We start from the raw sequence: 14,621 nt of genomic DNA on the forward strand, positions 1-14,621 counted from the left end.
TGCCGCCACGGGAATCCGTGGGCGGTTTGATGGAATCTTGTGGGTGGTGCGCGGCCGCTTAGGCGGCGGGGGCGGACCGGCGTCCGAGGCTGGCGGTGACCCTGTCCAGGAAGATGGCCAGGATGACCACCGAGATCCCGGCCTCGAAGCCCAGCGCCGCGTCGATCCGGCTCAGGCTCTTAACGACGTCGCCGCCAAGCCCGCCGGCTCCGACCATGCCGGCAATGACCACCATGGACAGGGAGAGCATGATGACTTGGTTGATGCCGGCCATGATGGTCGGGGTGGCAAGCGGGAGTTGGATCCGGGTCAGGATCTTTCCGGGGCTGGCGCCGAAGGCATGGCCGGCCTCGACGACCTCCCGGTCAACTCCGCGGATGCCCAGCTCGGTGAACCGGACACCCGGCGCCATGGCGAAGATGATGGTGGCGACAATGCCGGGGACAACGCCGACCCGGAACAACAGCAGGGCTGGGATCAGATAGACGAAGGCCGGCATGGTCTGCATGAAGTCGAGGATGGGTTTCACCGTCGCCGATGCGGCCCCCGACCGGGCGGTCAGGATCCCGAGCGGGACACTGACCGCGATAGCAACGGCGCTGGCCACGAGCACGAGCGCGAGCGAGGCCATGGCGTTCTCCCACTGGCCCACCCCGTAGATCACGAGGAAACCCAGCGCGGATCCGGCGGCGAGCTTCCAGCTCCGGGCGAAAAAGGCGATGGCGCACAGGACGAGGATGACCACCCAGAACGGCGGGGCCGTGAGCAGCCAGCTGACGCCGTCGAAGAACGCCAGGAAGATTGACCGGAGGACGGCGAAGAACCCGCCGAAGGATGTGATGATCCATTCGAGCCCGGCTTCGACCCAGGATCCGAACGGTATTCTGAAGAGCGTTGAATCCATGGCTACTTTTCCCCTCCGAGGGTTGATGGTGCGTCGGCCGAGGTCGAGTCGAGTGTTGCGGTGATGATTTGTTCCGGGATCGGCGCCGGGGTGGTCTCAACGAGCGGGATCCCCGTGGTGGTCGACGGCACGTTGCCCAGCGCGGCCAGCAGCGTTACGCGGGGATCGCCCCGACCAGCCTGCCGCCGTCGTCGACCACGGCCAACGGCACCGGACTCTCCACGGCCCGGCCGAACAGGTCGGCCAGGGCCGTCTCCGGCGACACGAAGTCCTGGGAGTTCCGGACGACGGACGAAAGTTCCGGGTGCTGGTCTTCCACCAGCTTCATCACGTCCCGGTCCCGCACGACGCCGTGGAAGGCACGCCGGCGGTCGACGACAAACGCGGCGGACGTCTGCAGGTCGCGCATGGTGCGCAGGGCATTGCGTGGGCCACCGGTGAGATTGACGACGGCGCGCGCGGGCTCCATCACCGAGCCGGCGGTCAGGACACGGGTGCGGTCCACGTCCTTGACGAAGTGCGCCACGTAATCATTCGCCGGGTGCGTCAAAATGTCATCGGGGGTGCCGATCTGGACGATCTGCCCATCGCGCATCACCGCTACCCGGTCGCCCAGGAACATGGCCTCGTTGAGGTCGTGGGTGATGAAAATGATGGTCTTGCCCAGGTCCGCCTGCAGACCCAGCAACTGCTCCTGCATCTCCCTGCGGATCAGCGGGTCGAGCGCGGAGAAGGCCTCATCCATAAGCAGGATGTCCGTTTCGGCGCACAGCGCCCTGGCCAGTCCCACCCGCTGCTGCATACCGCCGGACAGCTGGGACGGGTACTTGTCCTCCCAGCCCTTCAGGCCCACCAGGTCGAGGACGTGGGTGGCCTTCGCGTGCCGGTCCGTCTTGCTGACGCCCTGGACTTCCAGGCCGTAGGCGGCATTCTCAAGGATGGTCCGGTGCGGCATCAGGGCGAAGTGCTGGAAGACCATGGAGATCTTTTTTTGCCGCACCTGGCGGAGGGCTGCCCCGGACAACTTGGAGATGTCGGTTCCGTCCACCACCACGGAGCCCGCGGAGGCGGGTAGCAGCCCGTTGATCATGCGGATCAGCGTCGATTTTCCCGATCCCGACAGTCCCATCACGACAAAGATTTCGCCGGCCTTGACCTCGAAGGAGGCATCCACCACGGCGGCCGTTCCCAGGCCCGCCACGTCGTCCCGGGACTTGCCCGCTTGCAGACGGCGCACCGCTTCTGCGGATTTCTTGCCAAACACCTTGTAGACGTTCCTGGCACTGACTGCGACTGATTCGCTCACTTTTGACCTGTCTACGCGCCCCGGCCCGCCGATGCGGACGGCAGTGGCGCGTGTGGTTGCTTCGTTGGCGGTGGCTCATGGTCGACGGCCCGCGGCAGTGAAGCCCACGGCTCGTTGCCGCGCCCCACGCGGGCCGACACCGCCGGGTTCCCAAGTCCGAAGACACTCCCCGACGCTGTGCGGCCCCACCACGCCCTGACCGGACATGGTGGCCCCCGTTTCGACTCATTCACACTAACAACGCGACGTTCGCTAAGAGCTGAAAAGCGTGCGTCGCGGCGCGGTCTGTGGCGCCCATTGTCCGCCGTAATCCTTGGCATGGCGGGGTGAGGGCGGAGTTATGGCATTGTGACTCGGAGGCCGCCCAGCCGGGCGATCCCACCTTTTTCAGGGCCAGGAGCAACTTTTCGCGCAGGTTGTCCCCGTCAGGGACGCGGGACGCCGAGCGCGGTGCGGACGCGCTCCAACCGTTGCCTCAGAGCCACCTCCTCGGTCCCCGCGAAGTCGTGCTTTTCTATGCCGGCCTGCAGGTCCGCGAGCTGGCTTCGCAGGGCTTCGGTCCTGGACCCGGCGCGGTCACACCAGCTGACTTCTTCGACCAGCGCCAGCAGCCGCAGGCCAACCTGCGCGTCCTGCATTCCGTAGTGGCGGCTCTGCGAGATGGCCAGGGACAGGAAATGCTCGAACCCGGGCTTCGTGAGGATGGCGCGGACGACGCCGTCGGTGTCCGTCGCGTTCTCGTCGCGGAGTTCCCGCGTCGCCAGGAGGCACAGCAGGCTGGAGAGATGGCCGATGACGTGGACAGCCGTCGTCGGGTCATTGGTTCCGGGCGAGAGGGCGCGGGCCGCGACGTCGGCGAGTTGGCGGAAACCGAAGGCGGGGTCCTGCTCGTTGGTTCGTTCGAAGCCGATATCCACGGTCTTCCCGACGCGTTTGGCGAGGTCCCGGAGTTCGGTGTCCGTAAAGGGGCCCCGCTGCCCCGGCCAGACGGTGGCGAAGGGCACGCCGGAGATCAGCGACTCCCCGGCCAGGCATCGATGCGGATCACGGCGCCGGCGTCGCGCGCGGCATCGACCAGCCGTGAACTGTCGACCGAGTTAAGGAACCCCGAGGCGACGGCGGATATCCGCTGTCCGCCGGGCGGTGCGGCGAAATCCGGTTGCGGGGCCGGGTCCCGCGGGATCAGCCGCTCGATGGTGGCAGCCGTTTCCGCATGCACATTCTTCATCATGGTCTCGACCCTGATCTCGCGGGTCAGGTGGGCAAGGAACAGCACGAGGCCCACGACGCTGGCCAGGGCCAGGAGGAACGCCACCGTGACGGCAATGGCGGGGACGAACTCGGTCTGGCCGGAGGTATCGCTCCGCACGCTCCGGAGGACGGTGAGCGAGTAGGAGAACGTGCCGAGGAACAGCGCCAACGTCCGGTGAACGAAGCCGTCGCTGGTGAAGGTCCGGAGCAACCGGGGCGAAAACTGGCTGCTGGCCAGCTGGAGGGTCACGACGGTCAGGGAGAACGTCAGGGAGGTGACGGTGATCAGGGAACCGGAGATGGCCTGCAGCACGGCCCGTGCGGCGTCCGGTCCACCGCTGAACAGATAGACCTGGAGTGGAGTGGGGACGCCTCGGTCCAGTGCCTCATCGAGGGCGGGAAGACCGATTCCCAGCGCCACGGCCAGGATCACCGCCAGGACAGGCAGCGGCCACAGACGGGCGCGGAAGGCAGCCCTGATGCGTGCCATCACGCCGTCGTGCTCTCACGCCCGGCGGTGGGCCCGCTGCCGTCCCGGCGCTTGACCGCCCACCATTGAGCCCCGAAAATCGCCGCGGCCATGGCTGCCGCGACGCCGAGCGTCAGCAGATCCTGCCCGGCCTTGACGATGACAAACGCGCCCAGGACCACCACGTCCAGGACGATCGCAACGACGGGGATCCACCTGCCGGCGTCAATGTCCCGGTGGAGGTGCCGGATCACTCCGAGGTGTACAGCGATGTCCATGCTGATATAGAGCAGTGCGCCCAGCGACGCAATCTGGCTCAAGTCGAAAAATGCAGTGGCCAGGATCGCCAAACCGGCCGTGATCAGCAGCGGCTGGTGTTTGATGCTGTCCGGCAGTGTTGGTGCCTGGCGCATGCCTTGCAGCATGGCGTACAGCCGGGACACTGAATAGAGACTGGCAAGCAGGCCGGAGAGGGTGGCAATGACGGCCAGGGCGATCGTCAGGCCAACGCCCCATGTGCCAAAGAGTGGCTCCGCCGCCCGTGCCAGTGCATAGTCCCTGGCCTTGATGATCTCCGGGACGTTGAGGCTGCCGGTGACGGATACGGTGAGCAACAGGTAGATGACGGTGCACAACGCCAACGAAATGATGATGGACCTGCCGATGTTCTTTTTCGGCTCCGTGATGTCACCGCCCTGGTTGGTGATCGTGGTGAAGCCTTTGTAAGCGAGGATGCAGAGGGTTGTCCCGGCCAGGAACCCGACGATCCCATGCTGCGGCGGTTCGCCCGAACCGCCGGTCAGGGCCGGACCCACTGCCGACCAGCCCGACGCCAGCAGGCCCGCGACGGCGAGCGCTGCGATCCCGATGATCTTGGCTGCGGCCGTGACGGTCGCGGACCGTTCCACCAAGGTGTTGCCGAACATGTTGACCAGGGCGGAGGCGGCAATCGCCGCCACACCCAGTACCGGCACCAGCAGCGCCGATCCCTCCAGCCCGAAGGGCCGGAGGATGTAGGTGCCGAAGGTCCGGGCCAGGAGGCTCTCCGCAACGACCATGGAGACGTACATGAACAGGGAGAAGGATCCGGCGATGATGCCGGGTCCGTAGGCGCCCTTGAGCAGCATGGCGATGCCGCCGGACGACGGATTGGCCCCGGAATACTTCACGTAGGAGTAGGAGCTGAAGGCGACGACGATCGCCCCTGCGAGGAAAGCCAACGGCACAAGTCCCCCGGCCAGTCCGGCCACCTGGCCAACCAGGGCGAAGATCCCCGCTCCCACCATCAACCCCGTCCCGAGGGAAACGGAACCGGCCAGGGACAGCTTCTTGGAATCGTCAGCCATGCTGCCGAGTCTATCGGCGCCCGCCGGGCCACCTGCGCGCCGCCGTATCCTCGGGGCTCAGAGCTCCTTGTCCCAGGCCATGCTGCGGTTGACGGTCCGGTATCCCAGCGCGGTGTAGAGCGCCAGGGCGCCGGTGGGGTTTTCGGAGTCGACGTCGAGGGAGGCCTTGTCCATGCCCGCCGCGGCGAAGCGGCGCATCGCCTCGGCCAGCAGCGCCCGGGCGACGCCCCGGCCGCGGTACTCCCGGCGGACCCCGAGCAGGTCCGTGTAGCCCTCGGTGGAGCCGCGTTCGACGGCGATGTCCGGGTCGTGGCTGGCCAGCTGGTAGCCCGCGACCCGGCCGTTGGCGGTGTCCAGGACGACGCAGCTCAGGTCCGGCCGGGCCAACGGGTCGTTCACGACGAAGCCCCAGGCTTCCTCGTCGCGCGGTTCGCTGCCCCAGTGGTCGCGGAAGGCGTCGTTGTGGGCCTGCCGCACCTCCTCGTGCAGCGCGGGACCGAAGTCGGCCAGCTCGAGCCCGCCGTCGAGGCGGTACCCGGGCAGCGGGTCCGTCAGGGGGCGGTGCATCTCGTTGTAGTAGCGGACCACCCGGTAGCCGTGCCGTTCGAAGAGCCAGGCCTGGCGGTGGTGCGCCTCCTCGGAGTGGAGCCTCAGCCTGGGACCGGCCCGGCCGGGCGTCCGGGACGCCACGTCGGCGTCGGTGTCGGCGTCGTCGGCAAAGCGTTGCCGGGTCCGCTCCTCCAGCCAGGCCAGGACGCTGCCGCCCACACCGCTGCCCTGCCAGTCGGGATCCACGCAGCCGAACCCGAGGGCTTTGTCGCCGTCGTTGTTCTTGGTCAGCCGGCCGTAGGCGCGAGCGGTTCCCTGCACGTCGAAACCAAGGATGGTGTTCGCGGCGGCGGGGTTCTGCCGGGAGGACAGGATCTGCGCCAGGTCCTCGCGGCGTTCATACCAGACGGGGTGTTCGACGGCGGCGGTCCGGGCGATCAGCGCCGCCCAGGCGTCCAGGTCCCCGGGCCCCGCGGGGCGCCAGGACAGCCGGCCGTCCAGGGCCTGGCGGGCGTCGACGTCGTCGCTGTCGTCATGGCTCATCATCGGGTCAGGCTATCCGACCCCTCGGGTCCGGCTCCAGGGGTCTCCGGCACCCGTCGGAGGGTCGGGTCATAGAGTAAGTACCCTGACCATCTGCGCGGCGTCAGCCCGTGGGAGCTGTGGCCGGACATGCGTCCGGCCGGGAAGGGAGCATGTGATGGAGTCGTTGCCGCTGTGGGCCCTGGCCCTGATCTTCGCCGGGGCCGCCGCCGTGATCTGGGTTGCCGGCATCCAGTTGTCCAAGCAGACGGATGTGCTCGATGCCCGGTTCCGGCTGGGCTCGGCCCTGGGCGGGTTGATCCTGTTGGCACTGGCCACGAACTTGCCGGAGATCGCCATTACCGTCAGCGCCGCACTGGCCGGGAACGTGGGCGTGGCGGTGGGCAACATCCTGGGCGGCATCGCCATCCAGACGGTGGTCCTCGTCATCCTCGACGTCGTCGGGACGAAAGGCGGCAAGCCGCTGAGTTACCGGGCGGCGTCGTTGACCCTGGTCATCGAGGCCATCACGGTGGTGGGTGTGCTGGGCGTTGTCATCGCGGGGAGCCAGATGCCTCCGGGGCTGGTCCTGTTCCGGCTCACCCCGGCCGCGGTGCTGATCGCCGTGATCTGGCTGCTGGGCCTGCTCCTGGTGCAGCGGTCGCAGAAGTCACTCCCCTGGCACGCCCAGGGCCAGGCCCCCGACGGGCAGTCCGCGCCCAAGGGCCACGCGAAGGCATCGGCGCAGGCGTCGGCGCAGAAATCGGGACCGTCCGACGCCGGGTCGTCCCGGAAGAAGACCGGCACCGGCAAGGCGCTGGGCATCTTTCTGGTCGCGGCGGCCGCCACGCTGGGATCCGGTGTGCTGCTGGAACGCAGCGGCGACGCGATCGCCGGCCAGATCGGCCTGTCCGGTGTCCTCTTCGGCGCGACGTTCCTGGCCCTGGCCACCTCCCTGCCGGAAATCTCCACCGGCCTGGCCTCGGTCCGGGAGGGCGACTTCCAGCTGGCGGTCAGTGACATCTTCGGCGGCAACGCCTTCCTGCCGGTGCTGTTCCTGGTGGCCGTCCTGATCTCGGGTACCCCGGTCCTCCCCCAGGCCCACGCCTCGGACATCTATCTGACGGCGCTGGCCATCCTGCTGACGCTGGTCTACATGCTGGGGCTGCTATTCCGGCCGGCGCGCCGGGTGCTGGGCATGGGCGTGGACTCGCTGGTGGTGCTGGTGCTGTACCTGGCCGGAGTGGCCGGGCTCTTCGCAGTCGCCTCGTCGGGCTGAGCACCCGGCCCGGCCGGGCGACTGGCGTCATGCCCGGCCGCTCACACCGGCCGGTTCGCGCACCGCGGCGTTGTCGTCCAGGTCCAGCCGCGCGTCGGCGGGATCGACGTCGTCCGGATTGTGGGTAACCAGGACAACCGTCCGGTCTGCCAGCCCGCGGCGCAGTTCGGCCAGCAGGGCGCGGCCGGACTCCGCGTCCAGGTGGGCGGTGGGCTCGTCGAGCAGGATGATGTCCGCCCCGGTCAGCAGGGTGCGGGCCACGGCCAGGCGCTGGCGTTCGCCGCCGCTGAGGAAGGCACCGCCCGGGCCGACGGGGGTGTCCAGTCCGCGGTCCAGGCGGGCCAGCAGCGGTGTCAGGCCTACGGCGGCCACCGCGCCCATCAGGCGGCGCTCAACCTCCGCGCTGTCAGACGCACCGTCGGGCGCACCCTCGGCCGCGCCGTCGCCGGAGCGGGTTTCCGGGGGCAAACCCAGCATCAGGTTGCCGCGGATGGTCGAGTCGAACAGGTGGGCCTCCTGCGGGCACCAGGCGGCACGGCCGGTCAGCCTCAGTTCGCCGTCGGCGGCCGGGAGGAACCCGAGCAGGACGGCCAGCAGCGTGGACTTCCCGGAGCCGGATCCGCCCGTGACGGCAAGCCAGCGGCCGGGCTCCGCCGTCGCGGTCAGGCCCTCGAACACCGCCGGGCCGCCCGGCCAGGCCGCGGCCAGGTCCACCGCCGACAGGCCGGGACGGCCGTCCTGCCGCGGCGCCAGCGCAATCAGGCCGCCGTCGGGACCACCGGCGCCGGACGCGCCCCGGTCCGCGTCCAGGACGCCCGACTCCCCGATCCGCCGCAGCACGGTGCGGAGCGCGGGGTACTGCCGGACCGCCGTCGTCATTGCCGCATAGGGTTCGATCAGCGCCAGTTGGAGCAGCACCACCACCGCCACCACGGCCGGCTGGGCAGACCCGGCGAGGGCCTGCGGGGCGGCCAGCAGGGCACAGCCCAACGCGGCGGATCCGCAGGCCAGGACCGTCAGGGCGTGTCCCAGCCCCTCGGCCACGGCGGAGCGCCGGACCGCGTCCGTGGCGGCGCGGTCGTCGCGCCGGATGGCGGCCAGCACGGGACCGCCGACGCCGTTGGCGTGGAGTTCGGCGCGCGCGTCCAGGGCGGCGGCCACCCGGCGCAGCACGCCCGAGCGCAGGCGCTGCTCGGCGCTGGCGGACCTGCGGTCGGCATAGAGGGCCAGCGCCGGTGCGGCCACCAGGCCGGCGATGGCGGCGGCGGCCACCGCCGGGAGTGCCTCCGGAAGCAAGAGCCCTACCCCGGTGAGGGCGGCCGCCGCGACGGCGATGGCGGTCAGCGGCGGCAGGACCACGCGCGGCAGCAGGTCCCGGACGGTATCGACGTCGTCGACGACGGCGCCCAGGACGTTGCCACCCTGCAGCAGGCGGCGCAGGGACAGGGCACGGCGGCTGAGCGACTCCCAGAGCTCGCCCCGGAGCCGGGTCAGGGCGGTGAAGACGGCGTCGTGGAGCAGCAGCCGTTCGGCGTAGCGCAGCGCGGCCCGGCCCACGCCGAAGAAGCGCACCCCCACGATCGCGGTCAGCAGGTAGAGGATAGGCGGCTGCTCGCTGGCGCGGATGATGAGCCAGCCGGAGAGTCCGGCGAGGGCGACGGCGAACAGGGCGGCCAGCACCCCCACGACGCCGGCGGCGGTGAACCGTCCGGCCACGGGCGCCAGCAGCCTCCCCAGCCGGGCGACGGCGCCGGGGGTCTCTTCGGAGGCCCAGGGGTTTTCCGTTTGATCGGCGGCGTCCGGGTTGGGGCTGTCGGAGGATTCCGGGCGGCCCGTGGCAGGCAGGTCGGCTCGCGCGGCGAGGTGGTCGACAGCGGCTGGGCTGGCTACGGCCGCGGCGGCGGGGCCGGCCAGTGCGAGGTCGTCCGATGCCGCTGCCGTTACAGCACCGCCGTTGGCCGCTCCGTAGGACGCGCGGCCGGCCGTAACGCCGTCGGCCGCTGGCGCGCCGATCCGCACCACGGTATCCGCCAGTTCGCGGGTCTGCCGGTCGTGGGCCACCAGCAGCACGGTGGCCCGGCCGCGCAACCCGGTGAGGGCGGCGCTGACGGCGTCGGCCGAGGTCCGGTCCAGGTGCGCCGTCGGTTCGTCCAGCAGCAGGACTGTGGCTCCGGCGGCGATCCGCGCCAGGCCGCGGGCCACGGCCACCCGGCGCAACTCGCCGGGACTCAGCTCGGCGGGGTGTTTCGCGGCCAGGTGTTCCGCCGCGCAGGCGGCCAGGCAGCGCCGCGCCCCAGCCTCAGACTCGGCCTCGCGGGACCCGTCGTCCGGAGTCGTGTCCGCGCCGCCCAGGTACAGCAGCACCTCGTCGAGGGCCGTATGGGCCACCATGACCGGGTGCTGCGGCACCCACGCCACGTCGGCGGCCGCATATCCGGACACTCGGCCTTCCAGCACCGTGCCGGCGTCGGCGCCGATGGTGCCCGCCAGCACGCCAAGGATGGTGCTCTTACCGGCGCCGCTGGGGCCATCGAGGGCCGTGATGCGTCCCGCGGGCGCGGTGAAGTCCAGCGGCCCAACGGCGTCGCCCTCCCGGCCCGGGTAACGGACCCGCAGCCCGCTGACGGCGACGTCGGGAGGCACAGCGGCAGCGCGAGCCGGAGTACTGGCCGCCGGCAGCAGCGGCTCCGGCCGGGGAGCGTCCAGCACTTCGGTGGTGTCGGCGAGCGCGGCACGGCTCTCGTCGCTGGCGTGGTGCGCGGTGCCGAGTTCGCGCAGCGGGAGGTAGCAGTCGGGGGCGAGGATCAGGGCCAGCAGGCCGGCCTCGAGGCCCATCTCCCCGTGGACCAGGCGAACGCCGATGAACACCGCCACCACGGCCACGGACAGGGTGGCGATGAGTTCCAGCGCCAGGGCGGAAAGGAACGCGGTGCGCAAGGTGCCCATGGTCCGGGTCCGGTATTCCTCGGAGATGTCCTCCAGGGCCTTGCGCTGGGCGCTGGCCCGGCCCAGGCCCACCAGCACGGGCAGGCCCTTGGCCAGTTCCAGCATGTGGCCGGAGAGCCGGGCCAGCGTGGACTGTGCCTCCCGGACCCGCTCCTCCGTGTACCGGCCGATCAGGATCATGAACAGCGGCACCAGGGGCACGGTCAGGACGATCACCACCGCGCTGACCCAGTCGGCGAAGAGGATCCGGGCGCCCAGCAGCAGCGGGATGGCCGCGCAGTTGACCAGCGCCGGCAGGAACTGCGTGTAGTAGTTATCCAGCGCGTCCAGTCCCCGCGTGGCGAGCACCGCCAGTCCGCCGTCGGACGGCCCGGCGGACCGGGTCCCCGTCTGCAGGGCCCGCTCCAGCAGCTGCGAGCGCAGTTCCTCCTTGACCCCCAGCACGGCACGGCGCGCGGCGACGGCCTGGCCCCATGTGGTGAGTGCCCGTAGCACCACGCCCGCCAGACCCCAGCCCAGCTGTTCGGCCCACGCCTCCTGGTGGCCGGCCAGTCCCGTCAGCATGGCGGCGACCGCCTGGCCCATCAGCACCAGGGACAGTGCCTTCAGGGCGGCAAGGAGCCCCAGCAGGTAGAGCGCGGAACGGGTGGCGGGGCCGGAGGGGAACTGCGGTCTCATCGGCGCCTAGTCCTTGGACGCCAGGGCCCGGGAGGCGATGGCGGGCAGGAAGCTGTGCGCCTCCGGGATGTGGGCGCTGCTGACCCGGCGCCGGAACACCCAGTAGGTCCACGCCTGGTAGGCGAGCACCAGCGGCAGGCCGACGCAGGCGACGATCGTCATCAGGCCCAGCGTGTAGCCCGAGGAGGAGGCGTTGGAGATGGTCAGGTTGAAGGCCGGATCCAGGGTGGAGGGCAGCACCACCGGGAACGCGGCGCCGAATACCGAGGCTGTGCCGAGGACCAGGAACACGCCCAGGGATAGGAATGCCTTGCCCTCGGCGCCGCCGCGGGCGAAGTTCCAGGCTGCGGCGGCCGCAACGACGGCCGCCACGACGGCGGCGATGGTCCAGGCCTTGCCGCCCTGGAACTGCATGACGATCGCCCAGCCGGCGATGGGCAGGAGCAGTACCGGCAGCAGTCGGACGAACCACTGCCGCGCCCGGTGCCGGACCTCGCCGTCGGTCTTCAACGCCAGGAACGCCAGCGCGTGGACCAGGGAGAAGCCGACGACGGCGAGCCCGCCGAGCACGGCGTAGGCGTTGAACCAGGCGAAGGGGCCGCCCACGCGGTCACCGTTGGCGTTCACCGGCAGGCCGGTGGTGGTCAGGCCCAGTGCGGCGCCGACGCCGAAGGCGGCCACCAGGGAGCCGAGGGCGATCGCCCAGTCCCAGCGGGCGCGCCACTGCGGGGTGTCGACCTTGCCGCGGTACTCGAAGGCCACGGCCCGGAAGATCAATGCCACCAGCACCAGCAGCAGCGGCAGGTAGAGGGCGGAGAAGAGCGAGGCGTACCAGAGCGGGAAGGCCGCGAAGGTGGCCCCGCCCGCGGTCAGCAGCCAAACCTCGTTGCCGTCCCATACCGGGCCGATGGTGTTCAGGAGGACGCGGCGCTCGGTGTTGTTCCGGGCGAAGAGCTTCATCAGCATGCCGACGCCCAGGTCGAAGCCTTCGAGGAAGAGGTAGCCGGTCCACAGCACCGCAATGGCGATGAACCAGATCGTGGGGAGCAGTTCCATGCTGGGTGTCCTCTGTCAGTATCGGGTCGGGTACGTGGTGGGCGGGGCGCTCAGTAGGCGAAGGCCAGGACGTCGTCGGCGCCCGGCGTTCCGGGGGTGCCGCCCGGAGGCGTCTTGTCCTCGTTCTCATCCGCCGGGACGTGCGCGAGCTCCGGCATGGCGGAGACCACGCCACCGCGGACGTATTTGACCAGCAGCTTTACCTCCACCACCAGCAGGAGGGCGTAGACGGCGGTCAGGACCACCAGCGAGGTGATCAGTTCCCCGGCGGACACCCCAGGGGAGACGGCGGCGGCGGTGAACATGAAGACCTGGTCGATGCCGCTGGCATCCGGGTTGGGGGCGACGACGAAGGGCTGGCGGCCCATCTCGGTGAAGATCCAGCCGGCGGCGTTGGCACCGAAGGGGGCGAGGATGCCGAAGACGGCCAGGCGCATCAGGCCGCAGGAGGCCGGGACGGTGCCCTTGCGGGTGGCCCAGAGCGCGGCGGCGGCAGCGGCAGCGGCGAGGCCGCCGAAGCCGATCATCATCCGGAAGCCCCAGTAGGTGACCTCCATGACGGGGACGTACTGGATTTCCTTGCCGGCGCGGTCGCCGTAGATGGGGCTGTCCGGCAGGTGGGTGCCGTAGTCGGCCTTGTACTGTTCCAGCAGGCTGTTGACGCCCTTGACCTCGGTGCTGAAATCGCCCTTGGCCAGGAAGGAGAGCAGGCCCGGCACCTCGATGACGGCGACGACGTCGTCGCAGTTCTTGGAGCCGACGTTGCCGATGCTCAGGATGGAGAAACCGGTCCCGTCGTGGCAGGCGGCCTCCGCGGCGGCCATCTTCATGGGCTGCTGGACGAACATCAGCTTGCCCTGCAGGTCGCCGGTGACTGCGGTGCCGGCGAAGGAGATCATGGCGACGACGGCGCCGATCCGCAGCGAGCGGATCCAGACGGCGTGGTCGGCACGGTCCCGGCCCGGCACGGAGGACTCGCCGGGGATGACCCGGCCGTCGGCACCGACCGTATCGATGCCGTCATACCGGCGGCGCCACAGGTGGTACCAGGCGATGCCGAGCAGGAACGCGCCGGCGACGGCGAGGGCGCCGAAGAGCGTGTGGGGCACGGCCACGAGGGCGGTGTTGTTGGTGAACACGGCCCAGGCGTCGGTCATGACGGGGCGGCCGTTGATCATTTCGACGCCTACCGGGTGCTGCATCCAGCTGTTGGCGACGATGATGAAGTAGGCCGAGAGCGCGGAGCCGATGACGGCGATCCAGAGGCAGGCCAGGTGCACGCCGCGCTTGAGCTGCTTCCAGCCGAAGATCCAGAGGCCCAGGAAGGTTGACTCGACGAAGAACGCCAGCAGCGCCTCGAGGGCCAGCGGGGCGCCGAAGACGTCCCCGACGAAGCGGCTGTATTCGCTCCAGGCCATGCCGAACTGGAATTCCTGCACGATGCCGGTGGCGACGCCCATGATGAAGTTGATCAGGAACAGCTTGCCCCAGAACTTGGTCATGCGGAGGTATTCGGGCTTGCCGGTGCGGTACCAGAGGGTCTGGATCACCGCCACCACCAGGCCCAGGCCGATCGTCAGCGGCACCATCATGAAGTGATAGACGGTGGTGATCCCGAATTGCCAGCGTGCAATTTCCAAGGCGTCCATGGCAGTCCCTTTGGTTAGGTTCCCGAGAGTTTTCTACAGTTCGTAGAATTGCTACTTCTACAGAGTGTAGAACATTGGCCGGACCGTACGCACCCAGCGTGGCACGGCTCACCCCGGGCCGCAACGGATCGCCACCAGGGCCCGCGGTGACACGCCGGGGCACTGTTCTACTGCATGTAGAAAGTCGGCCGAAAAAACGGTAAATTGAAAGCTGTAGTAATTAACGTCCTCCCGCGGCAGCCGCCGGCCGGGAGGCATCTTAGAAGGACACAGGCAATGGCAAGTCTTGGGGAACTGGAACGGGCAGTCATGGACCTGCTCTGGGCAGGACAGGAGGCCGCGACGGCCAACACCCTGCGCGACCTGCTGGCCACAAGCACCCGCGCCCCCGGCGGTACCGAGGGCCACGAGGGCAAGGACCTGGCCGTCACCACGGTCCTGACCGTGCTCTCCCGGCTGGAGCGCAAGGGCCTGGTGGAGCGCGAACGCGGCACCCGCCCGCACCGCTACCAGGCCGTGTCCAGCCGCGCGGACCACACCGCCGAACTGATGCACGAGGTCCTCGGCTCCGCCCCGGACCGTGAGGCCGTGCTGGCCCGCTTCATCGGCTCCGTCTCCCCCACCGAGGCCGAGACCCTGCGCAAACTGCTGGACCACAGCTAACAG

The 14,621-nt window shown here is 69.8% G+C and carries 9 protein-coding genes and 1 pseudogene; 2 read left to right on the forward strand and 8 right to left on the reverse strand.

Annotated elements, in window-relative coordinates; all coding sequences use genetic code 11:
- Nucleotides 1–58 precede the first annotated feature (58 nt).
- The 5 genes and pseudogenes from ACRQ5B_RS15850 to ACRQ5B_RS15870 all read right to left on the reverse strand — a co-directional run bounded on the left by ACRQ5B_RS15850 (nt 59) and on the right by ACRQ5B_RS15870 (nt 6,371).
- Complete coding sequence (locus ACRQ5B_RS15850) at nt 59–904, reverse strand: ABC transporter permease (protein WP_432395517.1); 846 nt, start codon at nt 902–904, stop codon at nt 59–61.
- A 154-nt stretch (nt 905–1,058) separates the two neighbouring features.
- A complete protein-coding gene (locus tag ACRQ5B_RS15855; protein ID WP_432395519.1) occupies nt 1,059–2,210 on the reverse strand; it encodes a quaternary amine ABC transporter ATP-binding protein in 1,152 nt (383 codons plus the stop codon).
- A 425-nt stretch (nt 2,211–2,635) separates the two neighbouring features.
- A pseudogene (locus tag ACRQ5B_RS15860) lies at nt 2,636–3,951 on the reverse strand (DUF2254 domain-containing protein).
- Nucleotides 3,951–5,276, reverse strand: coding sequence for an APC family permease (locus ACRQ5B_RS15865; RefSeq protein WP_432395522.1), 1,326 nt, complete (start codon nt 5,274–5,276; stop codon nt 3,951–3,953). Before ACRQ5B_RS15865 ends, ACRQ5B_RS15860 begins: the two are co-directional and overlap by 1 nt.
- A gap of 57 nt (nt 5,277–5,333) precedes the next feature.
- Nucleotides 5,334–6,371: a GNAT family N-acetyltransferase gene (locus ACRQ5B_RS15870; RefSeq protein ID WP_432395525.1), complete on the reverse strand. Its 1,038-nt coding sequence runs from the start codon at nt 6,369–6,371 to the stop codon at nt 5,334–5,336.
- Nucleotides 6,372–6,525: 154 nt separating this feature from the next.
- Here ACRQ5B_RS15870 and ACRQ5B_RS15875 point away from each other — a divergent pair, with 154 nt between their 5' ends.
- Nucleotides 6,526–7,626, forward strand: coding sequence for a sodium:calcium antiporter (locus tag ACRQ5B_RS15875; protein WP_432395528.1), 1,101 nt, complete (start codon nt 6,526–6,528; stop codon nt 7,624–7,626).
- A 27-nt stretch (nt 7,627–7,653) separates the two neighbouring features.
- Here ACRQ5B_RS15875 and cydD read toward each other — a convergent pair whose 3' ends face one another.
- Genes cydD through ACRQ5B_RS15890 form a run of 3 tightly spaced genes read right to left on the reverse strand, consistent with a single transcriptional unit; the run spans nt 7,654 to nt 13,955 of the window.
- Nucleotides 7,654–11,250 (reverse strand): thiol reductant ABC exporter subunit CydD, encoded by a 3,597-nt coding sequence (cydD, locus tag ACRQ5B_RS15880; protein WP_432395531.1) that lies wholly within the window; start codon nt 11,248–11,250, stop codon nt 7,654–7,656.
- Nucleotides 11,251–11,256: 6 nt separating this feature from the next.
- Complete coding sequence (cydB, locus tag ACRQ5B_RS15885; RefSeq protein WP_432395534.1) at nt 11,257–12,306, reverse strand: cytochrome d ubiquinol oxidase subunit II; 1,050 nt, start codon at nt 12,304–12,306, stop codon at nt 11,257–11,259.
- A gap of 50 nt (nt 12,307–12,356) precedes the next feature.
- Nucleotides 12,357–13,955 (reverse strand): cytochrome ubiquinol oxidase subunit I, encoded by a 1,599-nt coding sequence (locus ACRQ5B_RS15890; RefSeq protein ID WP_432395537.1) that lies wholly within the window; start codon nt 13,953–13,955, stop codon nt 12,357–12,359.
- Between the two features lie 276 nt (nt 13,956–14,231).
- Here ACRQ5B_RS15890 and ACRQ5B_RS15895 point away from each other — a divergent pair, with 276 nt between their 5' ends.
- Nucleotides 14,232–14,618 carry a BlaI/MecI/CopY family transcriptional regulator gene (locus ACRQ5B_RS15895; RefSeq protein ID WP_412882729.1) on the forward strand — a complete coding sequence of 129 codons (387 nt, stop codon included), beginning with the start codon at nt 14,232–14,234 and terminating at the stop codon, nt 14,616–14,618.
- The last annotated feature ends 3 nt before the right edge of the window (nt 14,619–14,621 follow it).

Origin of the sequence: Pseudarthrobacter sp. L19 (genome assembly GCF_050859435.1) — a bacterium.
GTDB lineage: Bacteria > Actinomycetota > Actinomycetes > Actinomycetales > Micrococcaceae > Arthrobacter.